This is a genomic window from Amycolatopsis sp. NPDC049691, from assembly GCF_040675005.1.
In the GTDB taxonomy this organism is placed as follows: domain Bacteria; phylum Actinomycetota; class Actinomycetes; order Mycobacteriales; family Pseudonocardiaceae; genus Amycolatopsis.
The window spans coordinates 315,782-340,716 of sequence record NZ_JBFANX010000007.1 but is presented as its reverse complement, the minus strand read 5'-3'; the positions used below and the strand labels follow the sequence as shown (position 1 = coordinate 340,716).

Below are 24,935 nucleotides of genomic sequence, written 5' to 3'. Positions count from 1 at the left end.
CCATGCCCGAATACCTGAGCCCCGGCGTCTACGTCGAGGAGGTCGACGCGGGGCCGCGGCCGATCGCGGGGGTGAGCACCAGCACGGCGGGCATGGTCGGGGTCACCCAGCGCGGCCCGACCGACGGCAAGCCCAAGCTGGTCACCAACTTCCTGGAGTTCCAGACGACCTTCGGCGGGTTCCTGCCCGAGCCCGACCCGGCGATCCGGGACGCCTGGACGAACAACCCCGCCGAAGGCGGCCGCTGGTGGCTGTTTCCGCTGGCGGTCAAGGGTTTCTTCGACAACGGCGGCCAGCGCCTCTACGTCAAGCGGGTCGCCGGCGGCACCGCGCAGGCCGCGTCCGGCCAGGTCTTCACCGGCCTGGTCAGCGCGATCACCCAGGACGCCGCGGCGGGGGCCACCGCACTGCAGCTCGCGCACCTCATCGGCTTCACCGGAACCGACGAGGTCACCGTCTTCCGCGGCAGCGACAACGTCGAGATCGGCACCGTCACGATCACCGCGTACAACGCCACGACCGGCCGGGTCACGCTCGGCACCGGGCTGCCGGCGGCGGTCAAGGCAAGCCGTGGCGACTACGTGCAGCGGGGTGCGCGCGGCACCGACCCGAGCCTGCGGTTCTCCGCGTCGAGCCCGGGGTCGTGGGGCCGGGCGGTCCAGGTGCGGATCCAGCCGTCGGTGAGCGCCTCGCTGCCGGTGCTGCCCGACCCGGAGCAGGGCCCGCTGTTCGTCACCGCGCTCGCGGCCGACGCCGCGGCGGACGCCGGGTCGATCAAGGTGACCGCCGTGCCCGGGCTCGACCCCGGCCCGCTGCCCGACGACGTCTGGGTCCTGATCGGCGACCGGCGGTTCCCGGTCACCGTCGCGCAGCCCGCCGACGGCGAGGTGACGCTCACCTTCCCCGACGGCACCACACACGCGCCGTGGAAGGCGGGTCTCGCGGTCCGCCGGGTACGCCTGGCCACCGCCGGCGCCGGCCCGGCCCTGCGGATCAGCGGCTCCGGCCGGCTGTACGAGGGCGCCGTCACCCAGCTCGACACCGGCGAGGAGCTGAAGACCCTGAACGTCCGGTCGGTCGGACCGGACGACGTCGTCACGTTCGAACCGGACACCCCGGCCCAGGTCTTCGAGTCCGCCAGGCTCCGGCTGATCGAGTCCACTGTGGACACACGGTTCACCGACCCCGGCGGCGGCTCGGTCACCGAAACCTTCCGCAACCTGCGCTTGCGCGGCGAGGGGCCCGGCACCGTCACGGGCACCTTGGCGGGCCAGTCGCGGCTGGTCCGGGGCGAAGCGGTCGGGGAGATCGACCCGGACCCCGCCCGGTTCCCGACCCCGGAGACCGGCTCCTGGCTGAGGCTGGCCGACGAGGGCGACGACGGTTTCGACGGCCTCACGGTCGCGGACTTCGTCGGCACCGACGGCGGGAGCGGCAAGCGCACCGGCATCGTCGCGCTGGAGGACATCGACGAGATCGCGATCTGCGCGGTGCCCGGCGTGTGGGCGGGCACCGTCGAGTCGGCGCTGGTCACCCACTGCGAGCAGCTCAAGGACCGGTTCGCCGTCCTCGACCCGCAGGACGGCCTCGACATCGAGGGGATCCAGGCGTTCCGGGAGCCGTTCGACACCAAGTACGCCGCGCTGTACTACCCGTGGCTCGTCGTCAACGACCCTTCGACCGGCCAGTTCGTCGAGGTACCGCCGTCCGGGCACATCATCGGCATCTACGCCCGCACCGACGTCGAGCGGGGCGTGCACAAGGCGCCGGCCAACGCGGTCATCCGCGGCATCCGGCTGACCGACGGCATCGCCCAGGACGTCACCAAGCGGCACCAGGACGTGCTGAACCCGCGCGGCATCAACGCGCTGCGCTTCTTCCCCGGCCTCGGCCAGCGGGTCTGGGGCGCGCGCACGCTGTCCTCGGACACGTCGTGGAAGTACGTCAACGTGCGGCGGCTCTTCCTGTTCCTCGAGGAGTCGATCGACGAGGGCACGCAGTGGGTCGTGTTCGAGCCGAACGACGAGTCGCTGTGGGCGCTGGTGCGCCAGACCGTCGCGAACTTCCTCACCACCGTCTGGCGCAGCGGGGCGCTCGCCGGCACCACCGCGGACGAAGCGTTCTTCGTCCAGTGCGACCGCTCCACGATGACGGACGACGACATCGCGGGCGGCAGGCTCATCTGCGTGATCGGGGTGGCGCCCGTGTTCCCGGCGGAGTTCGTGATCTTCCGGATCCAGCAGAAGACCCGCGAGCCCCAGCTCGTCTGACCACTGAAAGGCAAGGGACATGCCACCTGTGACGCGGGACGACCCGTATGCCGCGTATAACTTCCTGGTCATCGTGACCAACGTCAGCGACGACGGCGTGGCGGTGAGCGGGTCGTTCACCGAAGCCAGCGGGTTCGACATCGAGCTGCCGGTGATCGAGTACCGGACCGGCAGCGAGGACATCACGGTCCGCAAGCTCGTGGGCCTGAAGAAGTTCCCGAGCGCGCTGACGTTCAAGCGCGGGGTCACCGGCCACATCGGTTTCTGGAACTGGGTGAAGGAGGCCCTCGACGGCCGGGTGCGGCGCACGTCCGGCTCGGTCGTCATGCTCGACGAGAACCGCCAGGAGGTCATGCGCTGGAACTTCGACCGGGCCTGGCCGACGAAGTACACCGGACCGTCGTTCAACGCGACCAAGAACGAGATCGCCATGGAGACGCTCGTGCTGGCCGTCGAGAGCTTCGGCATCGACACGTGATGGCCGGCTCGGCGCTTCCCGGCGTCTCCCTGACCTTCGACCGCGCGGCCGCCGCCGACGAGCCGCTGCGCACGGACGTGGCCGTGTTCCTCGGCCGCACCCGGCGCGGCCCGGTCGGGCTGCCCGTGCGCGTCGAAAGCTGGAACGACGTCGTCGGCGAGTTCGGCCCCCCGGACGGCACGTCGGCGACGCCGTACGCGCTGCGCGGCTTCTTCGAAAACGACGGCCGCACCGCGTGGGTGCTGCGGGTGTCCGGGCCCGCCCAGCCGGCCAGTGCACTGTGGACGGACGGCTTCCTCGTGGTGGCCGCCAGTCCCGGAGCGTGGGCGAACGGCGGCCGGGTCACCGTGCGGTACCGGGCCAGCAGCGTCGCGGGGCCGCCGGCGGTCACCGTGCGGGCGCTCGTGCCCGGCGAGCCGGCGGAGATCTTCGCCGGCATGGCGCCCGGCGAGGTCGTCGAGCGGGTCGCCGCGTCCCGGCTGATCCGGGTGGTCCCGCTCGGCGGGGCGGACCCGATCCCACCGGCCGGGCCGATCTCGCTGTCGTGGGACCTGACGCTCACCGGCGGGACGGACAGCCCGCCGGGCCGCGCCGACTACGCGGACGCCGTGACCACGCAGGCCGAGCTGCCGGAACCGGCGCTGGTCGCCCTGCCGGACCTCGGCGCCGACCTGGCCGGTGACGACCACACGGGCCTGGTGCTGGATCTGCTGGGGACCGTGGCGCCGCTGCTGGACCGGCTGGTGCTGCTGGACGTTCCGCCGGATCGGTCCACAGTGGACGACGTGCTCGCCTGGGCCGGCGCGCTGGCGGACTTCGGCGACGAGGCGCTGCTGGCCGCCGCGGCGGTGTACCACCCGCCGCTGCGGGCGCCGTCGCTCGAGGGCGCCGGGCTGCGGACCGTCCCGGCGTCCGGGCACGTCGCCGGCCTGGTCGCGCGGCTCGACGCCGAGCGGGGTGCCGCCGAGACCCCGGCGAACGCCACGCTGCTGGACGCCGTCGACCTCGACGTCGAGTACCCGGAAGCGCAGCAGGTCCGGCTGTTCGAGGCAGGTGTCGACCTGGTGCGGTGCGTGCGCGGCCGCGGTCTGGTCGTCTGGGGCGGGCGGACGCTGTCGGCCGACCCGCGCCGGGTGTACCTCGCGCACCGCCGGCTGCTGCACCTGCTGGTGCGGGCCATCCGGCGGGCCGCCGCGCCGCTGGTGTTCGAGGTGAACTCGCCGGAGCTGCGGCTGTCGCTGGTCCGCGCGATCACCTCGGTGCTGCTGGAGGCGTTCCGCACCGGGGCGCTCGCCGGGACCCGGCCGGAGGACGCGTTCCGCGTGGTGTGCGACGAAACCAACAACCCGCCGGAGCAGGACCCCGGCCAGGTCGTCTGCGAGATCGACGTCGCACCGGCCGTGCCGATGGAGTTCATCGCGCTGCGGCTGGTGCTCGGCCGGGACCGCGGGCTGGAGGTGATCGAGCGGTGACCACCCCGGTCGACCAGCTGCTCGCGCTGAACGAGCCGCTGGGCAAGTTCCGCTTCCTCGTGACGCTCGCCCCGGCGGACGTCTACCTGCCGCCGGCGCAGGCGCTGCTGCTGCCGGCCGTCGCGGCGGGCGCGTTCCAGGAGGTCACCGGCATGGGGGCGCAGCTGGAGGTGGTGACCTACGCCGAGGGCGGCCGCAACGACTCGGTGCACCGGCTGCCGCTGCGCCACTCGTGGAACCCGATCACCCTCAAGCGCGGGGTGGTCCGCGACCGGCTCCTGTGGGCCTGGTACGAGACCGGCCTGCACGACTCGCTCGGTGCCCGCCGCGACGGCGCCGTGATCATGCTCGACGAGGCGGGCCTGCCGGCTAAGTCCTGGATCTTCCACGGCGGCCTGGCCGCCAAGTGGACCGGCCCGGACCTGCACGCCGAGCAGAACGCGGTCGCGATCGAGCAGCTGGAAATCGCCCACGAGGGCCTGACGGCCGTTCTCTAGGGGAGGAGGAGCGTGCCCAAGAACCTGATCATCCACAACCTCGAGGTGCGGTTCCAGGTGGACGGTGACGACGGGGCGTTGTTCACGCGCCTGTTCAACAAGCACATCCAGGCGTGGTCCCGGCTCTACGAGGAAGAGTGCGCGCGGGCCGAGCGCAGCGACAACGACCGCAGGCTCGGGGACCCGGGAGGCAGCCGGTGAGCGTCACCCCGTTCTCGCTGGTGAGCCAGGGCGCCGACGCGCACCTGGAGATCGAGCAGCCGGCGAACCCCCAGGAAGTGCCGAAGCGGATCCCGCTGAAGTTCAACCCGACCGAGTACAAGCTGAGCAAGAGCAACACCTTCGCCGAGATCACCATCCCCGGTCTGGAAACACCGCCCATCCAGTACATCCGGGGCGGCAGCGAGTCGCTGTCCGTACAGGCGCTGGTGGATACCTCCGACACGCTCGACGACGTCCGCAAGTCCTATGTGGACAACATCAGGAAGCTGATGCGGCCGCAGAACACGCTGCACGCGCCGCCGATCGTCAAGTTCGTCTGGGACAAGACGGTGTTCCGGGGCGTGGTGGAGAAGCTGGACGTGAACTACGTGCTGTTCGCCAAGAACGGCGTCCCGCTGCGGGCCCAGCTCGACCTGACCCTGAAGGAGTACCGGCCGGCGAAGGAGCAGGCCAACGACCCGCCGCGGTCGTCGCCGACGGTGGAGAAGAGCTACGTGGTGCGCCGCGGCGACACGTGGGACCGCATCTCCGCCGCGGTCTACCGGCGCCCCGATGCGTGGCGGGAACTGGCGCGCGCCAACGGGATCTCCGATCCCCGTGACCTGCGGCCGGGGCTGGTGCTGACCGTGCCCCGGCTGCCGTGAGGGGGGTGCGATGACCGCGCCCGCGGGCACCAAGCCCGAGATCGCCGACCCGGACCGCTACGCGCCCGCGTTCGAAGTCGTCATCGACGGCCTCCAGGCCGACCCGACGACCCGCAACGACATCCTCGACATCAAGGTGCACCGCGACCTCGACGAGATGTCCGGCTTCGACCTGGAGCTCAACAACTGGGACGACGTCACCTTGACGTTCAAGCACAGCGACTCCGAGAAGCTGCAGATCGGCACCCGCGTGTCCGTCCGGCTCGGCTACGCCGACCGGCTGCTGACCGTCGGCACCGGCACGATCAGCTCGCTGGCGCCCAAGTTCCCGGACGCCGCGTCGCCGACCGTCTCGATCACCTGCGTGGACGGGATGCTCGCGCTCAAGGACCGCAAGCCCACCAAGGAAGAGGACAAGAACTTCGTCGGCAAGACCGACTGGGAGATCGCCGAGCAGATCGCCCGGCGCAACAAGCTGGCGGTCCAGACGACCCACGAGGGCCCGCGCCACGACCTCGTGGTGCAGAAGAACCAGTCCGACGCGCAGTTCCTGATGGAACGGGCGAAGCGGATCGACTTCGACTGCTACATCCTGCCGGACCCGGCGACGGGCGAGCAGACGCTCTACTTCGTCAAGCCCACCGACGGCCGCGACAGCAGCCCCATCCGGGTGTTCCGCCTCGCCTACAGCCCCGGCCTGGCGACCGGGCCGAGCGGGCAGCCGGCCGGGCTGGTGCCCAACCTGATCGACTTCACGCCGACGATGACCGTGTCCAACCAGGTCAGCAAGCTGACCGTGCACGGCTGGGACCCGGTGAAGGCCGAGCCGATCGAGTACGTCGCGACCGCGAAGGACCTGCCCGGCGGGCAGAACCAGAGCGACGGGCAGAGCGGGCCGGAGGCCGCGGACAGCGCGGCGGGCGGGCGGCAGGAGGTGGTCGTCGACGCGCCGGTGCTCAGCCAGGAGGAGGCCAAGGAGCTGGCCATCGCGCTGCTGCGGGAGCGGGCGTACGAGTTCATCACCGCGACCGGCCGGGTGGCCGGGCTGCCCGAGCTGCGGCCGGGGGACAACCTGGAGATCTTCGGCCTCGGCAAGCGGTTCTCCGGCACCTACTTCGTCAAGCGCGTCGAGCACGCCCTCAACTCCAGCGGCTTCTTCACCACGTTCACCGGCCGGAAGATCTTCCAGGGGGAAAAGAAATGACGGCGATGCCCCGGGCCATGGCGACCGACCGGCGCTTCTACGGCGTCGCGCCGGCGGAGGTCGTGCAGAACGACGGCGACGACGAGGGCCGCGTGAAGGTCAAGTACTACTGGCTGGACGGCGGCGCGTCGATCAGCCCCTGGATCCGGGTCAGCCAGCTGTACGCCGGCGCCGGTTACGGCTCGGTGTTCGTGCCCGAGGTCGGCGACGAGGTGCTCGTCGCGTTCTTCCAGGGCGACATGCGGCAGCCGTACGTGCTCGGCGGGCTCTACAACGGCAAGAAGAAACCGCCCGTGGCACACCAGGACGGCGTCGACCGGAAGATCGTCCGGACCCGGGCCGGGCACCGGATCCTCTTCGACGACAAGGAGAAGGAGATCACCATCAGCACCGCGTCCGGGGCGACGGTGGTGCTCAAGGACAGCGGCGAGATCACCGTCGAAGCCAGGACCGTCACGGTCAAGGCGGACGGTGTCGACCTCGGCGGCGGCTCGACCGAACCGGTCGTGCTCGGCAACGCGCTGCTGCAGGCGTTCGTCCAGCACACCCACCCGGCACCGGGTGGTGTCACCGGCCCCGCGTCGCCGCTGCCGCCGTCCGTGCTCGCGAAGAAGGTGAAGGCGACGTGACCGAACCCGTCCTCGGCACCGGCTGGCGCTTCCCGATCCTGCCCGACGAGGCGGGCCGGCTCGCCTACGCCGTCGGCGAAACCAGCATCGAGCACTGCCTGCGCGCGCTGCTGCTCACCGCCACGGGCGAACGCGTGATGCGGCCGGACTTCGGCACCACGGTGAGCGAGTCGGTGTTCGCACCCGGCAGCGTGCAGAACCTGCGCGAGCTGGAGCGGTCGATCGCCGACGCCGTGCGCGACTTCGAGCCGCGGGTCGAGCTCTCCGGTGTGCTGGCCGAGGCCGACCCGGCCGACGAATCCCGCGTCACGGTCTCGGTCGAGTACCGGATCCGGCGCACCAACACCAAGGCCAACCTGGTGTTCCCGTTCTACCTCGGGATGACGGGACCGACGCCATGACCCTGCCCGTGCCGAAGCTCGACGACCTCACCTGGGCCGACCTGACGGCGGCCGTCACCCGCCGCATCCCGGCGGAGTCGGACGGCACGTGGACCCTGCACGCGCCCGCCGATCCCGGCGTCACGCTCCTCGAACTGTTCGCCTACCTGCTCGAGCAGCGGCTCTACTGGCTCGACCAGGCCCCGGACGAGCTGGTCGTCGCGATCCTGAAGCTGCTGGGCCTGGACCCGCCGCGGCCCGCGCAGCCGGCGGCGACGGTACTGGCGCTGACGCCGGAGGTGAGAACGCCGGAGGTCGTGCCCGCGGGAACCGTCTTCGCCCGCGACCCCGCCGCGGCCATCCGGTTCAGCCTCGACGACGACGTCACCGCGTTCCCGCTCGCGGGCGAGCCGGCGGTCTTCACCGACCGCGACCGCACCGCGGACCTCCTCGCCCGGCGCGGGGTCCCGTTGCTGGCGAGCGACGGCACCGCCGCGTCGGCCCGGTTCACCCTGCCGCTGACCGGCGCGCACGAAGCGACCGGCTGGCTGTCCCTGCTCTTCGAGCTGGACTCGCCGGTGCCGCCGTCCTGGTCGCCGCTCGCGGCCGCCGCCGACCCGCCCGCCGAGCTGACCTGGTCGTGGTTCCGGCCGAGCGGGGACGCCGCCGGCGGGTTCGAGGAGGTCGAAGACGGCACCGGCGGCCTGCGGCGGTCCGGGGTGGTCCGCCTGCGGCTGCCGGATTCGTGGTCCACCGTGCACAAAGGACTGGTCGTGTCGACCCCGGCGGCGACCTACGCGGCACCGCCGCGGCTGCTGCGGCTGGCGGTCAACGTCTCGGCGGCCCGCCACCTCGAACACCGCACGCTCACCGGCCTCACCGACCAGACCGAAACCTGGCTTAAGCTGCCCGGCCGGCGCCTGGTGCTGCCCGACGCGGCCGGCCGGCTGCTCACCGCGGCGCTGGAGCTCGATGGTGACAAGTGGCTCCCGGCCGCCGACTTCGCCTTCGGCACGTCCCGCGACCGGATCTTCCTGCTGGACCGGGACGACGGTGCCCTCGTGTTCGGCGACGGGCTCACCGGCCGGATCCCGCGTCCGGACGGCGACGGGGGCGTCGAGTACACGATCGGCGGCGGCCGCGACGGCAACGGCGGCCGCACCGGCAACTGGCTGCCGGTGACGTCGAACGCGCCCGTGCGCGCGGAGAACCTCGTCCAGGCCGAAGGCGGCGCGGACCCGGAAACCCTGGCCCAGGCCCGCGACCGGGCCGCGGGCGCGCTCGGCGAGGTGACCAGGGCGGTCACCGCCGAGGACTTCGTGACGCTGGCGGTGACGACCCCCGGCGTGGCGGTCGGGCGGGCCTACGCCGCGGTCGGCGAGCACCCGGGCTTCCCGTGCGCGCGGGTGCCCGGCGCGGTGACCGTCCACATCGTCCCGGCGGTGCCCTCCGGTGCCGTGGCCGCCCCGGAGCCGGACCCGGGGATGGTCCGGGCGGTCGCCGGCCGGCTGGCGGAGGCGCGGCTGCTGACGGCCGAGGTGTTCGTGCGCGCGCCGGCGTATCGCGACGTGCGCTTGCGGGTCGACCTGTCCGGCACACCGGCCGACCGGGTGCGGGTGTCCACAGTGGTCGGTGCCGCGCTGCGCCGGTTCCTCGACCCGCTGGACGGCGGCGACGACGGGACGGGCTGGCCGTTCGGCGAGGCCCTGCGGCCCTCGGCGTTGCTGCGGGCGGCCCAGCAGGCCCTCGGCGACCTGGCCGACGTGAGCGCGGTCGCGATCGGCGTCGACGGTGCGGAGCCGGCGGAAACGTGCGGCGACGTCGAGTTGCGCGCCGGGGACCTGCCCGTGGTGCGGGAAGTCCGCACCCACGTCGTGCCCGCCGCCGAACCGGGGGAGGGGTTGCTGTGACCGACGTCTGGTGGGCCCGCGGCTCGGGCGAAGAAGCACGCATGGTCCCCGGCCCCGGACCGTCCGGGGTGCAGCCGGAACTCGTCGACGCGACGCGGGAAGCGGTGCGGGCCGCCGTGCGCGATCGCATCCCCGGCTACACCCCGGACTGGACCAACCCCGACCGGCAGGACGCGGGCGTCGCGCTCGTCCGGCTCTTCGGCACCGAGGCCGAACCCGTGCTCGCCCGGGTCAACCGGCTGCCGGAGAAGATCCTCGCCGAGCACCTGAACACCGCCGGTGCGCGCCGCCGCCCGGCCACCGCGGCCGCCGCGCTGCTGGAGTTCACCGTGACCCCGCCCGACGGTGCCTCGGTGCTCGTGCCCGCCGGTTTCCAGGCCGCCGCGTCCGGCACCGACGGCGACGTCGTCTTCGAAACCGACCAGGACCTCTACGCCACGCCCGCCACCCTCGCCGTGCTCGCGGTGCAGCGGGGCGGCGCGCTCGAACCGGTCCCGCTCGGCCCCAGCGGTCCCGGCCGCCCGTTCGCGCCGTTCGGCACCGAACCCCAGCCCGGCAACGCCCTCTGGCTCGGCCTCGACGGCACCGCGAGCCCGTTCCCCTCGCTGTCGCTCGGGTTCGTGATCGCCGCCGCGCCGCCCGCGCCCGCGGCCGCCGGCGGGCTCACCCCGCCGCCGCTCGCGCCCCAGCCGCTGCTGCGCTGGGACGTGCTGGACGGCGGCCGGTTCGTCCCGGCCGAAGTCGTCCGCGACGAAACCCAGGGCCTGCGCACCGGCGGGACGGTCGAGCTGCGGCTGCCGCGCACCTGGGCACCCGGCAGGCCGCCGACCGCGCGGCCCGGCCCGGCGCTGCGCTGGCTGCGGCTGCAGGTCACCGACGGCCTCGTCACGGAAGCGCCGCCGCTCGTGTCGGGGCTGCGGCTGAACACGGTCGCCGCCACCGCCGCCCGCACGATCTTCGCCGAGGCGCTGGAACCGATCCAGGACCCGGCGACGCCGTCCGAGCGGCGCCGGCTGCGGCTGAGCCAGGTCCCGGTCCTCGCCGGCAGCGTCGTGATCGAAGTCGACGACGACCCCGGCACGGATCTTTTCGGGACCACCGAAGAAAACTCGTCGCGGTGGCAGGAGGTGCCGAGCCTCGCCGCGTACGGGCCGGACGACCGCGTGTTCGTCGTCGACTACGACACCGGGATCGTCACCTTCGGCGACGGCGTCAACGGCGCGCCCGTGCCGCCGGGCTTCCGCAACGTCCGGGCCGTGCGGTACCGGGTGGGCGGCGGCGCGGCCGGTGCCGTCGCGGCCGGTGCGGTCAACGGCGTCGTCACCGCGCGGCAGTTCGTGACCGGTGTGACCAACCCGTTCCCGGCCACCGGCGGCGCCGACGCCGAGCCGGACGCGGACGTCGTCCGGCGCGGGGTGGGGGAGCTGCGCTCCCGCGGCCGCGCCGTCGCCCCCGCCGACTACGGCCTGCTGGCGCTGCGCGCGCCCGGCGCCTCGATCGCCCGCGCACACGGCGTACCCGGCCTGCACCCGGACTTCGCCGGCACGCCCATCCCCGGTGTCGTCGGCGTCCTCGTGGTGCCGCCGATCGACGCGGGCGCCACCGAGCCGCCCGTGCCGGGTGCCGAAACCCTGCGCACGGTGGCCGGCTTCCTGAGCCGCGAGGTGGCGCCCGCCGGCATCACGGTGGTCACGGGCCCGGTCGCGTTCCGCCGGATCGCCGTGGAGGCCCGGGTCGTGCTCGACGCGGACCAGGACCGGGCCGCCGTGCTCGCGCGGGCGGCCGACGCCGTGACCACCTACCTCGACCCGCTGCGCGGCGGGGAGGACGGCGGCGGCTGGCCGTTCGGCGGCGCGGTGCGGCACACCCCGCTCGTGCGCCGGCTGCTCGCGGTGGACGGCGTCCTGGCGGTGTCCGGGCTCGCGTTCACCGCCGACGGGCTGCGGCTGCCGCCGTGCACCGACCACCCGATCGGGCCGGACGACCTGGTGTGGCCGGAGCGCCCGCTGCTGATCCCGGTGGAGGAGTCCCCATGACCTGTGCCCCCGTCACCGCCACGTTCCGGCTCCTCGACGACGTCGTCGGGTGGGACCAGGACGCGGTGACCGACGTCGTCGGCTTCGACGACGAGACCGGCGTCCGGCTCGCCTACGCCGGCGCGTCCCCGGCCGGGCCGACGCGGACGCAGCTGCTGCCGTGGTTCCCCGACCCGCGGCTGGCGCCCGGGTGCGGTCCCTGCGGCTGGTTCCTGCTGTCCGGCGAGCGGTTGCTGCGCCGCGACACCCGCACCGGCGGCTGGCGGTCCGTCTGGGCCCCGTACTGCGACCCCCGGCTGCTGCGGGCGCCGGCCGCGGTGGCCGTGCGCGGGCACCGCGTCGCCGTGGTCGACTCGGGCCGGATCTTCGTGTGGCGCAACGAAGGCGACCAGCTGACGGCGGTGATCGGGCTGTCGCACGCCACCGTCGTCGCGCTCGCCCAGGACGAGCAGGTGCTCGTCGCGCGCTCCGGCAGCGACCGGCTGTGGCGTTACGGCGCCGACGGACGGCTGTGCGAGGTCGTCCGGACCCATGTCCGCGGCGAGATCATCGGGATCCGCACCGGGCCGGGCCGCACCCTCTGGCTGCTGACCGAGGAGAACGGCGAGCTCCGCCTCTACCGCGACCACCGTCGGTCCACTGTGGACGAACTGGCCGCCGCACTGCCGCCCAGCTCGCTCGTGGCCGCGGACGACGCCGGCTTCTGCCTGCGGGAACAGGGGCCGGACGGCGACGTGACCTCCTGCTACGACTGGGCGGGCGAGCCGCGCGCCGAGCCGGCGACGGCGGACGGCGAGTTCGTGACGCGGGGCGAGTTCACCACCGGCCTGATCGACAGCGGCATCTCGCGCTGCCGCTGGCACCGGGTGCGGGTGGCGGCGGACGTGCCGGCGGGCACGGCGGTGTCCGTGGCGGTCGTCGTGTCGGAGGACGGCAGGTTCGCCGGGAGCGACTGGCAGACCGCGCCCGCCGGCCTCACGGACTTCCTCGTCGACCAGCCACCCGGCCGCTACCTCACGGCCCGGGTGCGGTTGTCCGGCGACTCGTCGGCGACGCCGGTGCTGCACCGGATCCGGCTCGACTTCCCCCGGGCCACCAGCGCGGACCTGCTGCCCGCCGCGTTCCGGCAGGACCCGGCGGCCGACGACTTCACCGAGCGGTTCCTGGCGCTGTTCGACGCCACCACGGCCGAGATCGACCGGGTCGTCGAGCGGTACCCGGCGCTGCTCGACCCGGCGGGCGTGCCGGACGGCGCGCTGCCGTGGCTGGCCGGGCTGCTCGGCCTGTCGTTCGAGGCCGGCTGGGACGCGGCGACGCGCCGGAAGCTGATCCGGGCCGCCCCCGCGCTGTACCGGCGGCGCGGCACGCCCCGCGCCCTGACGGAGGCGATCGAGATCGTCTTCGGCGTCACGCCGGTGGTCGACGAGCTGGCCGGCGACCGCCACTGGGCGCAGGTGCGCGCGACCGCGGTCCCGTCGCCGGCCCGCGGTCTCGGCTCGGTGCGGTTGTTCGGCCGCTCGTCGGCGCGGCTGCGGCTGGGCACCTCGACGCTGGGCGGGGCGCCGCTGCGGGCGTTCGGCGACCCGGACACCGACCCCCTCACCGAGCACGCCCACCGGTTCCGCGTACTGCTGCCCGCCGGCACGGCCGACGAGGACGCCGTGCGGCGCCTGGTCGTCCGGCAGGCGCCCGCGCACACGAAGGGGTCGGTGCGCGTCGGCGGGACGGGGTTCGTGGTCGGCGCGCGGTCGGCGGTCGGGGTGGACACCGCGTTCGTCCCGCTGCCGCCGCCGGTGGTGGGCGCGGTGCGGCTGAACCACGACGGAGTTCTGAGACCCGGGCCACGGGGTGCCCGCCACGGCGTGGGCGTCGGCGTGGTGTCCGCGGTCGGGGTCCACACGCGAGTGTCTTGAGAGGACAGAAGAGAGATGACCGAGGCAACGACGACACACGAACAGCCCTTCCGCCGGCTGCGGTACTTCCACGGGCAGCTGCTCACCGCCCGCGACTTCCAGCGCGAGCAGGAGTACTTCCGCGAGAAGCTGAAGCTGCGGATGCGCTGCCTGCTGGGCTACGGCGTGGTGTGCGGGCTGCTCGTCGAACCCGCCCCGCCCGCCGACGACAAGGAGCAGCACGACCACCAGGCGCGCGTCCGCATCACCGCCGGGCTCGGCGTCGACTGCGACGGCAACGAGGTCGTCGTGCCCGGTGGCTGCGCGATCGACCTGTGGGAGGCCCTGCACGAGGACGAGCGCACCGCCGGGACGACGGTGTGGGTCGGCGTCGAGTACACCGAGCGCGCGGTCGAGCCGACCCGGACGGTCTTCAACTCCGCCTGCGCGGACACCTCCGACTGCGACTTCGGCTACACCGAAGAGAGCTACTGCGTCCGGGTCACCACCAAGACACCGCCGACGGACGAACGGTGCGAGACCTGCTGCACCCCGTGCGAGCACAAGGTCCTGTGGCTGGCCCGGATCGACGACGTCGACTTCGGCAAGCCCGTCGCCGAGAACCGGATCCACCTCAACGTCCGCCGCTTCTTCGGCAGGCACGTGCCGACGGTCATCACCGGGATCAACTGGCGCCACGGCCACACCTACACCGTGGCCGAAGCCAAGGAGCTGCTGGGCACGCAGAAGAACTCGGGCGGGCTCGTCGTCGAGTTCTCCGACGACGTCCGCGTCGACAGCCTGCGCCGCGGCGTCGTCGAGATCCAGGTGATCGAGGGCGGCGCCGGTCGCAACGCCGACACCTGGTACATGGGCGGGCAGTTCGAGGAGCCCACCGGGAAGGACGGCGAGTTCACCCGCCACTTCCGCTACCGGCAGACGACCCGCGAGACGCTGCAGGACGGCGACCGCGTGCTCGTCACGGTCCGCGCGGCGTTCCTGCTCGACCGCTGCTGCCGCCCGGTGGACGGCACCAACGTCGGCGGCCGCGTCCCCTTCACCGGCGCGGCGACGGCCGACGCCGAAACCGAAACGGGGCACGGCCACGACCCGGGGCCCGAGCCCGAGCCGACGGGCTGCCTGGTCCCGCCGTCGGGTATCGGGCCGTGGACGTCGGGTACCGGCGCGGGCGGCGACGTCTTCGAGAGCTGGTTCTTCATCACCGAGGAGCGTTCATGAGCAAGCCTGATTGCGGATGCGGGTGCGGCGGGACGTCGGCCTTCCCGGCCGCGTTCGCCCGGCCGCGGTTCTACGCCGGCCAGCTGCTCACCGAGGACGACCTGTCGCTGCTGACCGACTACGTCGCCGGGAAGGACCGGTTGCACAGCCGGATGCTGTCCGGCCCCGGCGTGGTCTGCGGGCTCGAGGTGTCGTGCGACTCGTGCGCGGGCGGGACGGTCCTCGTGCACCCCGGGCACGCGCTCGACTGCTGCGGCAACGACATCGTGTTGTCCTGCAAGGAGAAGGTCGACGTGCAGGCGCTCGTGCGCGAGCTGCGGGTGTCCTCGCCGGGAGTCGAGTGCGGCGACCCGTGCGACGACGGCTCGCGCCACTACGGGCTGTACGTCCGGTACGAGGAGAGCATGGCCGACCCGGTGACGCCGTTCGCCACCGAGGAGCCGTGCCCCGCGCCGGGCTGCGTGCCTTCGCGCGTCCAGGAGGGCTTCCGGTTCGTCGTCAAGTGCGACACCGCCGACGACCACCGCTACAACCCCGGCACGCGGCTGCTGGAGCGGATCGGCCCACTGGCCAAGTACGAGGCGGTGCGCCTGCGCGCCCAGCGGCTCGGGCTGTACCTGGACGCGATGTCGGTGGCCAAGTCCGCGTCGACCCGGACGATCGAGTTCGCGCCGGCCGACCGGACCCGGTACCAGGACTCGCTCAAGTGGTTGCAGGACAACACCGGAGTGGCGCTGACGCCGCCGGTCGTCGCCGAGATGACCGAGCGCGTCCGCGCGCTGGCCGCCGCGCTCGCCCGGTACGACACCTACGACGCCGAGGGGCAGCAGGCGCTGGACCTCGGCGACGTCGAGGACGCCCGGCGGGTCCTCGGCACCGCGTGCGACACACTGGGTGGCCTCGACGCGGAGAAGATGTGGCCGGAGCCGGCGCACCGCTCGATCGCCGTCGCGGTCGTGGCGGAAGCGCGGGCCCGGGTCGTCGAGCCGGCTCACGACGCGCCGCTGGAAGTCCGCCTGCTGGCGCAGGGCACGCCGATCGGCAACGTCCTGCAGGCCGAGTTCCGGGCCGACCTGGTCCAGCTCCGGGACTGGCTGCTCGGCCGCCTCGACCGGGTACCCGGCGTCGCGGACTGCACGCTGCGGGACCAGGTGCGGCAGGTGGCGGTGCCGCAGCCGCTGCCCGCACCCGACCCGGATCCCGCGCAGCGCCTGACGATGACCGACCTGGACCAGCTCGTCGACGCCGCCGGCAAGCTCACCCGGCACCTGCGGCGGTTCGTCACCGACGCCGCCTGCTCGACGCTGAACCCGCCGTGCGTCGACTGCTCCGACAACGACGTGCTGCTCGCGCACCTGGAACTGGACGGCTGCGACGTGGTGCGCGTCTGCTCGGCGACGCGGGAGCAGGTGCTGCCGGGCGGTTCCGCGTACGGCGAGTGGCTGCCGAAGCTGTATCCACTGCGGGAACTGGCCGAGCGCGTGTGCTGCCAGCCGCCGCCGGTGTATCGGGAACCGACGCCGCCGCCGAACGGCCCGGTGCCGTCGCCGTACGTCGCGGGACTGCTGCTCGACTGGCCCCGCGACACCGACCTGGACCGGATGTGGAGCCTGCTGGTCCAGCGCGCGCCGGGGGAGACGCCGCCGAAGCCGATCCACGAGCAGGTGTACACGGTGCCGGACGAGGTGACCGACAGCCTGCAGGAGATGAACGCGCTGCGGAGCCAGGTGAGCGATCTCGTCGCGACCGTGGAGGCGTTGCGCGGGCAGCTGGACTCCGCGCGGGAACAGGTTTCCCGGGTGCGGGAGGAACTGCCGGAACGGCTGTCCGACCGGCTCTCGGAGCTGGAGAACGCGCCGGAAGCCGCTCCGGAGGAGGACGAGGAGAAGCCGAAGCCGCCGCCCCGGCGGACCCGGTCGACGTCGAGCCGCGGCAGTGGCTCGGCCCGCAAGCCGCGGTCGGGTGAGTCGTCGTGACCGGTCCGCTGCGCCCGGAGTTCCGCGAGGGCCAGGTGCTCGCCGCCGCGGACCTGGCGGCGACCGTCGCCTACGCCCGCGCGACGGCGGTCCGGCACGCGCGCCTGGCGCACGACTGGGGTATCGCCGACGGGCTCGCCCTGACCACCGAGAGCCGGACCGACCCGGCGACGGGCGCCCGGTACGTCGAGGTGAGCGTGCAGGCCGGGCTGGCGGTCGACGGGACCGGCCGCGAGATCGTGGTGCCGGCGCCGGTCGTGCTGTCGGAGGCGGACTTCGCGGCCGTCAACGGCGCCGACCGGGCGACCTCCGAGCCGTACCCGGTGTTCCTCACCGCCGCCGACCGGGCGCGGCCGGCCACCGGCCCGGCGTCCTGCGCCGGCTCGTCGGGGCCGGCCCGCGTGGAGGAGTCCTACCAGCTCCTCTTCCGGCGGCTCGGCGACGAGCGGCTGGTGGCCGACCAGCAGCCGCCCGCGGTGAGCGCCGCGCCGGCCGCGCCGCCCGTCCAGTGGCTGGTGCTGCTGGGCTTCGTCCAGTGGACCGCCGGGCACTTCACCGCGGTGTTCCCGGCGGCCCGGGGCGTCGGCCCGCGGTACCTCGGCGTGCGCGCGGACACCGTGTCGGCCCGGGCCGGCTCGCTCGCGCTGCGGACCCAGCCGGTGGCACAGGAAGGAAAACCGGCCCTGGTGCTGTCCGATGCGGATGCTCCGACGCTGGTCTACGGGCTGTACAAGGGAACCGGCGCCGTCGATCCGCTGCTGACGGTGGAGTCCAACGGCAACCTCACCATCGCGGGGAGCTTCTCGGGCCGGATCTCCGCAGGCAGCGTGCTGGCGACGTCCGGCAGCGCGACGGACGGCGTGGTGCTGCCGCTGCCGTCCGGGGTGACGCCGGAGGAGGTCGCCGACGGCCGGGTGTCGCTGCACGTCCACGTGACGCCGCGGATCCCGCCGACGGCGACGGGGTCGGCGCTGACCAGCCCGGCCGAGGCCACTGTGGACAGTGCGCGGCGGGTCCGGTGCCGGATCCGGGTCTACGACCCCACGGCGTCCCCGGCGCAGGTCTTCGAACAGCCGGGCGTGGTCGACTTCCTGGTACTGGCAACGGTCGCGGCGACGGGTGGTGGTGGCTGACCATGAGCCTCTTCGTGGTGTACGTGAAGAAGACCGGCCACGTCGTCGGCGCGGTCCGGGCCGTCGGCGCTGCCCTGCCGACCGTGGCGCAGGTGGTCGGCGACGAGCTGCCGGTGCGCGTCTCGCTCCTCCCGGCGGAGGTCGCGACGCTCGCACTGGACGCCGGCGAGCTGGGCGTGCAGGAGGCCGACGACGAGCCGGACGTGTTCCTCGACCCGCTCGCGTTCGGGGTCGAGCCGGTGCCGGAGGGACAGCCGGCGAAACCCGCGCTCGTGCCGCTGGTGGCGTCGAGCAGGCCGTTGGTGTTCAAGGACAACGGCCTGCGCGTCGAGGTGGACAACCCGGTCGGGGCCGACACCGCGGTGCGGGTGTTCATCTCCGCCGGGCGGGCGACGACCGTGCTGCCCGGGCAGATCAACAAGGGCGACACCGCCACGACGCTCCCGACGGCCGTCGACGACGATCCGCACGGCGTGCTGGTGCTGGTCCCGGGGTGGGCGGGCCGGCTGGAGAAGGTCGAGAAGCCGTGAGCGCGCCCGCCACCGGCGAGATCACCGTGCGGCGGTGCGTGGTGCACGTGGTCCGGCGGGGTGGGTGGAGCTGGGGGCCCGATCCCCGGGGCCTGGTCCGCCGGGTGCTCGACGCGCTGCCGGAGCTGCTGGCCGCGGAGTTCGACGAGTACCTCGCCGGCGACGGGCCGGACCTGGAGATCACCGAGCCGGTGCGGCTGTCCGTCCGGTTGTCCGCGCTCGGGGGAGGAGGGGCGCTGGTGCCGGCCGGTCTCGTCGTCGAACCCGTGCCGGACCGGGGTTCGCGGCCCGAACCCCTGGCTGTCCCGGCAGCGTCCACAGTAGACGTCGTGGCGGAGTTTCCGGAGCCCGGAACGGACTTCCCGGAGCCGACGGTGGCCGCGTTGGTCGAGGAGCTCGCCGTGCGCGGCGAACTCGGCGCGCTGCTCGCCCTGCTGCCCGAAGAGACCTTGCGGGCGTACCTCTCGGCGCTGCTCGAAGATGCTCCCGGAGAACGCACCGGATCGTTCACCGCGGGCGGACCGGTGGACGAGCTGGTACGGGAACTGGCCCGCCGGTGGTCTCTCCCGCGGCCGCCGGCCACTCGCGCGGAACTCGCCGAGCTGCTGGGTTCGCGCGGCGGAACCGGCTCACCGGATGCGGCCGTCGGCGAGAGGGCGACCGTCTCGCCGCGGACGGCGGGGGAGACGAGGATCGGCTCGGTGCTGCCGTTCCTGCTGGCCGGCCCCCTCGCCAGGACCGGCTACCTGGACGCGATCGGTCCCGCGCTGTCCGGAGTGGACCTGCTCCCGGAGACCCCGCTGTTCGCCGCGGCGCTGGCGTACAAAGTACTGGGCGCGCCGCAGCGGGGCTGGCGGCGGACGCCCGAAGACGAGGCCTCGGCGGCGGCGTTCGCCGGTCTGGACGCGGTGCCGGACCTGGCTGCCTTCGCGCGCCGGGTGGCTCCCGCGCTGCCGGTGCTGGACGGCGTGCTCGCGCTGTCGCTGTGCCGCGGCCACGATCCCGCCGACGCGTTGCTCGTCGCGGGCGTCGACGACGGGCTCCTGCTCGTCGACACCGCAGGCCTGTTCCCGGTCGCGTGGGCGTCCACAGTGGACGGTCTGCTGCCGCACTGGGAAGCCTGCGGCCGGCCGCCGGTGCTGGTCCGGGCCGGCCCGTTCCCGCTCCCGCCGGCGTGCCTGCGCGACCTGGCCGCGGCCGGCGTCCGGTTCGTCACGGACGCGCGCCCGCTGCGCGACGACCCGCTGACCCGCCTGCGGTGGCGCACTCCACTGTGGACGACCGGCGGCGTGCAGCCCCGGCTGGCCGCGGATCTGCCCGCCGAGCGCGTGGACGAGCTGGTCCGGACGGTGTTCGTCGAACACCGGGCCGTGCCGTTGGCGGCGGAGGGGGCTCTGGACCGCTGCGTCGCGCTGGCGGCGTCCCTGGCGCTGGGCATGATCGCCGGGCAGCTGTGGGGCGGCGACACCCCCGTCCTGGCCCTGAGCAGGTTCGCCGACCTGGAAGCCACGGTCCGGTTCACCCGCGACGCGGTGCGGGTGAAGATCCCGCTGGGCCGCCGCCACACGGACCTGTGGCGGGGCGGCGCCCTCACCGACGTGCCGAACGTGGTCTGGCTCGGCGGCCGGACCCTGACCTTCTCCGGTGGCTGACGTGAGCGCACTGGCGGTCGAGCACCTCAGAGCGCGCCTGGCGGAACTGCACCAGGCGCTGCGGATCGCCGTCGCGGCGCAGGCGCGCGCGGCCGCGGCGCTGACGCGGCCGGACCTGACCCCGTTCTGCGTGACCGACGAGCAGGTGGCGGCGTTGCTCGACCGCGTCGACGCGTTCACCGAGGCGATGACCGAGCCGCCGTCGCCCGCCCGGGCGGACCCGGAGTCGGAGCAGCAGCTGCGGCGCCTGGCGGCGTCGCGCGGGGTCACGCTGCCGCTCGACGCGCTGGCGACCCGGTACGGCCTGTCCCGGGTCGAGCAGGACGCGCTGCTGCTGGTGGCCGCGCCGGAGCTGGACCCGGGCTACGAGCGCGTCTACGCCTACGTCGTGGACAACCTCAACCGGCGGGCGCCGTGCGTGGAACTGCTGGTGACCGTGCTCGGGGAGACGCCGGCGGACCGGCTGGCGCTGCGCCGCGCGCTGGGCGCTGCGGGCCGGCTGCGCCGCTACGGCCTGCTGCGGGCGTACGGCGAGGCACCGGCCGAGCCGTCCCGCGAACTGGCGCTCGGCGACGGCGTGTTCGAGTACCTGATGGGGTGGGGCGGCGACGTCGGCACCCTGGGCGACGATCCCGGCGAGGTCGCCCCGGCCGCGGCGCCGGTCCACCTCGCGCCGGCCCGGCTGACCAGGCTCGGGCAGGCCCTGCGCGCCGGCGACGTCGACGTGGTCGGCCTCTGGGGGCTGCCGGCCGACAGCCAGCCCGACGCGGCACAGGCGCTGGCAGCCGCGGCCGGGCGGCCCCTGCGCCGCGTCACCGCCGACGTGGCACACGACCTGCGGACCGCGGCCGCGCTCGAGGCGATCCTGTGGATCCCGGCCGACGGCCGCGCCGCCCACCCGGACGAGGTGCTGGTGCGCTCGGGCGTGCCGCTGTGCCTGACCGGTGTCACCCCGTGGCGCCCGCCCCCGCTGCTGGCCGCGCGCACGTACGCCGAGGTGACGATCCCGGCGCCGGGCTTTCCGGAGCGCCGCGCGATGTGGTCGTCGGCGTTCCCGGTGCTGGCCCCGGAGGTGGTGACGGACCTGGCCGCCCGCTACCGGATGAGCGGCGGCGAGCTGCGGGCCGTGGCGTCGGTCGCGGACGCGGACGCGCGCCTGTCCGGCACCGGCAACCCGATCGCCGAGCACGTGGAGCCGGCGATCGCGACGGTGACCCGGGGCCGCACGAGCGGGGCGGTCAAGTCGATCATCCCGCGCCGGGGCCTGGCCGACCTGGTGCTGCCGGATGCCCAGATGAACCAGATCGCCGAGATCGCGTCGGCGTTCCGCGCGTGGCCCCGCATCGCGGAGTCCTGGGGCTTCGCCCGCAAGTCGGCGACCGGCGGGGTGAAGGCGCTGTTCACCGGCGAGCCGGGCACGGGCAAGACGATGTCGGCGGAGGTCGTCACCGGAATCCTGGGCCTGGAGCTGCTGAAGGTGGACCTGGCTCAGGTGGTGTCGAAGTGGGTGGGGGAGACGGAGAAGAACATGGAGGCGGTGTTCCGCCAGGCGGAGGACAGCCACGCGGTGGTGCTGTTCGACGAGGCGGACGCGCTGTTCGGCAAGCGCGGCGAGGTCAAGCAGGGCACCGACCGCTACGCCAACCTGGAGGTCGGCTACCTGTTGCAGCGCCTGGAAGCCAGCGACGGGCTGATCATCCTGACGAGCAACCTCAAGGAGAACATCGACCCGGCGTTCACCCGGCGCTTCCACTTCGTGGTGCACTTCCCGCGGCCGTCCCTGGCCGAGCGCCGCCGGTTGTGGCGCCTGGCGTTCCCGACGGAGGCCCCGGTGGGGCCGGACGTCGACGTGGACGTGCTGGCGCGCTTGGACATGACGGGAGCGGGCATCGCCGCGGCGGCCCGCACGGCGGCGCTGTCGGCGGCCGACGAATCCGGCGAGTCGATCTCGATGCGGCACGTGGTGCGCGGGGTGTCGCGGCAGTTCCAGCGGGAGGCTCGGTTGTTCCGGCCGGCCGAGCTGGGCCGGTATGCTGGGTTGCTGGCCGAGAACGGGAGTGCGTGATGCCTGAGTTGATGCCTCCGCAGACGAAGCCCGCCGTTCCGGTGACCGCCCACGAGCTGAGCACGGCCTCGGCGGCGGACCGGGGCAGGAAGAAGCTCGTGCTGGTGCCTGCGGTGATCGGGAACGCCCAAGCCGCGAAGACGGCGATGGACGGGTCGTCGAAGACGGTGCCCTCGCACCTGGCCTCGACGTTCGCGGCGGGCCAGGACCGGGTGGGCAACGCGGCGATCGCCGGCGCGGCGGTGCGGGTGGTCCCGATGGCGGTCGCGAAGAAGGACGCCTGCCCCGGCTGCTGAAGCGGCCTTGACACCGGTGTTTGGGCCGGCGCGGGAGTGGGTACGCGCCCCGGGAGGACAGCTTCCCGCCCCAGGTGCCGGAGGCCGAGCGACCGGAGGTGAAGGTGACCGCTGACGGAGGCCGGGTCCGGCCCCAGGACCTGCTGGACGTGACGGTGCACCGACCCGACGGCGAGGCCGAGGTCCTCGAGGTGATCGGCGAAGTCGACCTGCTCAGCGTGGAGGTCCTGGACGACGCGCTCGCGGCGGCACTCGCCCGCGAGCCCGGGCGGCTCGTGATCGATTTGACCGGAGTGTCGTTTCTCGCCTCGGTGGGGATGACGGTTCTGCTCAAGGCGCACCGTGGCGCCGGTGGCACCCGGCTGCGGGTGGTCGCGCCGGGGCGCGGCACCGTGGGCCGGGCGCTGGAGCTGACCGGCTTGACCGAGGCGCTGGCCGTCGCCGGTACCCGGGCGGAGGCGCTCACCGGCTGAGGTCCACAGTGGACTCCCGGCCGGCGGCGCCGTCGACTTCTCCGCCGCAGCTGTTCCCCTCTTCGATCGTGCGGACCTCGCGCGGGTCTTCCACCGCGGCTTTCGCGATCACCCGGGGTACGCGGTCGCCGCGGACACCTTGTTCGTGATCGGCGGCACGCGCGCGGGCGAACTCGCCGGCGAAGAGGTGTGCTCCCTCGCCGACGACGGTCCGGCCCAGCTCACCGCCGGTGTCCGCTGGTGCGCGGAGATCGGGCTCGGCCCGCGGCGGCCGCACCACCGGTGGCAGCCCCGGCGTGTACCACCGCGACCCCGGCCGCGGAACCCGGATGTGACGCAGGACTGGACCACCCCTTAGAGACCGCTGGGCCACCGCCGGAGACCCGGCGGCCGGAGGTACGATCTGCCGATTCGCACCATCGTTGAAGGGTTCCTCCGTTGACCGAATCACTAGCGCAGCGGGTGAAAACGATCCGCATCGTCAACGGCCTGCGCCATCCGCTGCTGGCCGTCGTGGCGCGGTGCTCGGCGGAGTTCCTGGTGCGCCCCGGCGGCGAGCTCGAAATCCGCGAGACCGCTCCGCGCGGCGGGTACGTCGAGCTCACCCTCGACAACGAGGAACAGACCGGCCTGCGGATCGACACGGGCGAGACCGCGAAGATGGAGGTCCTCCTCGACGGGGAGCCGCAGCTGCTGCCGTCCGTCGTCCTGGACGGTCCGCGCGCTTGGCCCGACGTCGAAGCCGCCTTCGGCAGCCTGCACGTCTTCGACACCCGATCGGGGCCCCGGACCGTGCGGGTCGAGGAGAAGAACGGCACCACCACCCTGGTGGGCGCCGGCCGCGAGCCGATCCGGTTCGCCGGCGTCGGGGTGAACGACTGCCCGACCGAGCTGATCATCGAGGCGGACGGGCTGCGCATCCGCGGTTCCCACGGCTCGGCTCGCTAGCCTGGGGGAATGACCGAACTGCCGGTGACCGCCGGGCGGCTGGTCGTGCGGCGGTTCACGGCCGCGGACGTGGCCGCTTTCACCGCGTACCGCTCGGACCCCCACGTGGCCCGGTACCAGGGGTGGGCAGCCCCGGTGCCGGAGGCGGACGCCCGGCAGCTCGTCGCCGAGTTCGCGGAAGCCGAGGAGGGCGTGCCCGGCTGGTTCCAGTACGCCGTCGAGGCCGGCGGCGTACTGGTCGGGGACGTCGGAGTCTGCCTGGCGGACAACCGGATGCAGGCCGACCTGGGCTTCACCATCGCCCGCGAGCACCAGGGGCGCGGCTACGCGACCGAAGCCGTGCGGTGTGTGCTGGACCGCGTGTTCGCCACGGGCGTGCGCCGGGTCTCGGCCGAGTGCGACGCGCGCAACACCGCGTCGGCGCGCCTGCTGGACCGGCTCGGGTTCGGCCGCGAAGGGCTGCGCCGCCGGCACACGTGGCTCAAGGGCGAGTGGACCGACGACCTCCTGTTCGGCCTGCTGGCCGAAGACTGGGACGCGGCCGCACCCGGGCCGGCGATCTTCGCCTGCCGGCCCAACCTGCTGGTGGCCGACGTCGGCGCCAGCCTCGGGTTCTACGCGGACGAGCTGGGCTTCGCGGTCGGCTGGCGCTGGTCCGACCGCAAGGCCCGGTTCCTCACCGAGGGCGAACCGCACGAGCCGGGCACCGCGCTCGTCGGCCGCGACCACGTCCAGCTGATGCTGACCCAGGTCCCGGGCGCCCACACGACGCGGCTGCACCTCGACGTCCACTCGGCCGCGCAGGTCGACCGGCTGTTCGGGGAGTGGCGGGAACGCGGCGTCGAGATCGCGGAGCCGCCGTTCGTGCGGCCGTGGGGGAAGTACGAAATGCGGCTGCACGACCCGGACGGGAACGTCCTGCGGGTCAGCTCCCCGCCGGCGTCCTAGCCGCGCGAACGCCGACCGGAGCCTTGACACCCGCGCCCATC

23 protein-coding genes are annotated in these 24,935 nt (G+C 73.9%); 22 read left to right on the top strand and 1 reads right to left on the bottom strand.

What is annotated here, in order from left to right; translation table 11 throughout:
- The first annotated feature begins 2 nt into the window (after window positions 1-2).
- The 20 genes from AB0J40_RS19070 to AB0J40_RS18975 all read left to right on the top strand — a co-directional run bounded on the left by AB0J40_RS19070 (window position 3) and on the right by AB0J40_RS18975 (window position 22,998).
- On the top strand, window positions 3-2,270 hold the full coding sequence (locus AB0J40_RS19070; RefSeq protein WP_364454506.1) for a phage tail sheath C-terminal domain-containing protein: 2,268 nt from the start codon (window positions 3-5) through the stop codon (window positions 2,268-2,270).
- Window positions 2,271-2,289: 19 nt separating this feature from the next.
- Entirely contained in the window at window positions 2,290-2,748 is a 459-nt protein-coding gene (locus tag AB0J40_RS19065) for a phage tail protein (RefSeq protein WP_364454505.1), read from the top strand.
- Entirely contained in the window at window positions 2,748-4,220 is a 1,473-nt protein-coding gene (locus AB0J40_RS19060) for a phage tail sheath subtilisin-like domain-containing protein (protein ID WP_364454504.1), read from the top strand. Before AB0J40_RS19065 ends, AB0J40_RS19060 begins: the two co-directional genes overlap by 1 nt.
- Window positions 4,217-4,717: a phage tail protein gene (locus AB0J40_RS19055; RefSeq protein ID WP_364454503.1), complete on the top strand. Its 501-nt coding sequence runs from the start codon at window positions 4,217-4,219 to the stop codon at window positions 4,715-4,717. The genes AB0J40_RS19060 and AB0J40_RS19055 overlap by 4 nt, the downstream gene beginning before the upstream one ends.
- Before the next feature lie 12 nt (window positions 4,718-4,729).
- Window positions 4,730-4,918 (top strand): putative phage tail protein, encoded by a 189-nt coding sequence (locus AB0J40_RS19050; RefSeq protein WP_364454502.1) that lies wholly within the window; start codon window positions 4,730-4,732, stop codon window positions 4,916-4,918.
- Window positions 4,915-5,583, top strand: a complete 669-nt coding sequence (locus tag AB0J40_RS19045; protein WP_364454500.1) for a LysM peptidoglycan-binding domain-containing protein — start codon at window positions 4,915-4,917, stop codon at window positions 5,581-5,583. Before AB0J40_RS19050 ends, AB0J40_RS19045 begins: the two co-directional genes overlap by 4 nt.
- A gap of 10 nt (window positions 5,584-5,593) precedes the next feature.
- On the top strand, window positions 5,594-6,787 hold the full coding sequence (locus AB0J40_RS19040; RefSeq protein ID WP_364454498.1) for a type IV secretion protein Rhs: 1,194 nt from the start codon (window positions 5,594-5,596) through the stop codon (window positions 6,785-6,787).
- The gene (locus AB0J40_RS19035) at window positions 6,784-7,416 is read left to right on the top strand and encodes a phage baseplate assembly protein V (protein WP_364454497.1); all 633 of its coding nucleotides are present in this window, start codon (window positions 6,784-6,786) and stop codon (window positions 7,414-7,416) included. The genes AB0J40_RS19040 and AB0J40_RS19035 overlap by 4 nt, the downstream gene beginning before the upstream one ends.
- Complete coding sequence (locus tag AB0J40_RS19030) at window positions 7,413-7,817, top strand: GPW/gp25 family protein (protein WP_364454495.1); 405 nt, start codon at window positions 7,413-7,415, stop codon at window positions 7,815-7,817. The genes AB0J40_RS19035 and AB0J40_RS19030 overlap by 4 nt, the downstream gene beginning before the upstream one ends.
- Window positions 7,814-9,706: a baseplate J/gp47 family protein gene (locus tag AB0J40_RS19025; RefSeq protein WP_364454492.1), complete on the top strand. Its 1,893-nt coding sequence runs from the start codon at window positions 7,814-7,816 to the stop codon at window positions 9,704-9,706. Before AB0J40_RS19030 ends, AB0J40_RS19025 begins: the two co-directional genes overlap by 4 nt.
- Window positions 9,703-11,742 (top strand): putative baseplate assembly protein, encoded by a 2,040-nt coding sequence (locus tag AB0J40_RS19020; RefSeq protein WP_364454490.1) that lies wholly within the window; start codon window positions 9,703-9,705, stop codon window positions 11,740-11,742. Before AB0J40_RS19025 ends, AB0J40_RS19020 begins: the two co-directional genes overlap by 4 nt.
- Window positions 11,739-13,655: a phage tail protein I gene (locus tag AB0J40_RS19015; RefSeq protein WP_364454487.1), complete on the top strand. Its 1,917-nt coding sequence runs from the start codon at window positions 11,739-11,741 to the stop codon at window positions 13,653-13,655. Before AB0J40_RS19020 ends, AB0J40_RS19015 begins: the two co-directional genes overlap by 4 nt.
- 15 nt (window positions 13,656-13,670) lie before the next feature.
- A complete protein-coding gene (locus AB0J40_RS19010; protein WP_364454484.1) occupies window positions 13,671-14,873 on the top strand; it encodes a hypothetical protein in 1,203 nt (400 codons plus the stop codon).
- The gene (locus AB0J40_RS19005) at window positions 14,870-16,849 is read left to right on the top strand and encodes a hypothetical protein (protein WP_364454482.1); all 1,980 of its coding nucleotides are present in this window, start codon (window positions 14,870-14,872) and stop codon (window positions 16,847-16,849) included. Before AB0J40_RS19010 ends, AB0J40_RS19005 begins: the two co-directional genes overlap by 4 nt.
- Window positions 16,846-17,982 carry a hypothetical protein gene (locus tag AB0J40_RS19000; RefSeq protein WP_364454480.1) on the top strand — a complete coding sequence of 379 codons (1,137 nt, stop codon included), beginning with the start codon at window positions 16,846-16,848 and terminating at the stop codon, window positions 17,980-17,982. The genes AB0J40_RS19005 and AB0J40_RS19000 overlap by 4 nt, the downstream gene beginning before the upstream one ends.
- A 2-nt stretch (window positions 17,983-17,984) precedes the next feature.
- A complete protein-coding gene (locus AB0J40_RS18995) occupies window positions 17,985-18,512 on the top strand; it encodes a hypothetical protein (protein ID WP_364454478.1) in 528 nt (175 codons plus the stop codon).
- Complete coding sequence (locus AB0J40_RS18990) at window positions 18,509-20,164, top strand: hypothetical protein (RefSeq protein WP_364454475.1); 1,656 nt, start codon at window positions 18,509-18,511, stop codon at window positions 20,162-20,164. The genes AB0J40_RS18995 and AB0J40_RS18990 overlap by 4 nt, the downstream gene beginning before the upstream one ends.
- A 1-nt stretch (window position 20,165) precedes the next feature.
- Complete coding sequence (locus AB0J40_RS18985) at window positions 20,166-22,229, top strand: ATP-binding protein (RefSeq protein WP_364454473.1); 2,064 nt, start codon at window positions 20,166-20,168, stop codon at window positions 22,227-22,229.
- Entirely contained in the window at window positions 22,229-22,525 is a 297-nt protein-coding gene (locus AB0J40_RS18980; RefSeq protein ID WP_364454471.1) for a hypothetical protein, read from the top strand. The genes AB0J40_RS18985 and AB0J40_RS18980 overlap by 1 nt, the downstream gene beginning before the upstream one ends.
- A gap of 104 nt (window positions 22,526-22,629) precedes the next feature.
- Window positions 22,630-22,998, top strand: a complete 369-nt coding sequence (locus AB0J40_RS18975) for an STAS domain-containing protein (RefSeq protein WP_364454468.1) — start codon at window positions 22,630-22,632, stop codon at window positions 22,996-22,998.
- On the opposite strand, the gene AB0J40_RS18970 is transcribed toward AB0J40_RS18975, so the two are convergent.
- Window positions 22,988-23,278, bottom strand: a complete 291-nt coding sequence (locus tag AB0J40_RS18970) for a hypothetical protein (protein ID WP_364454466.1) — start codon at window positions 23,276-23,278, stop codon at window positions 22,988-22,990. The genes AB0J40_RS18975 and AB0J40_RS18970 overlap by 11 nt on opposite strands.
- A 158-nt stretch (window positions 23,279-23,436) precedes the next feature.
- Between AB0J40_RS18970 and AB0J40_RS18965 the strand changes: the two genes are divergently transcribed.
- On the top strand, window positions 23,437-23,946 hold the full coding sequence (locus AB0J40_RS18965; RefSeq protein ID WP_364454464.1) for a hypothetical protein: 510 nt from the start codon (window positions 23,437-23,439) through the stop codon (window positions 23,944-23,946).
- Window positions 23,947-23,955: 9 nt separating this feature from the next.
- Window positions 23,956-24,894 (top strand): GNAT family N-acetyltransferase, encoded by a 939-nt coding sequence (locus tag AB0J40_RS18960; protein WP_364454462.1) that lies wholly within the window; start codon window positions 23,956-23,958, stop codon window positions 24,892-24,894.
- Window positions 24,895-24,935: the final 41 nt, after the last annotated feature.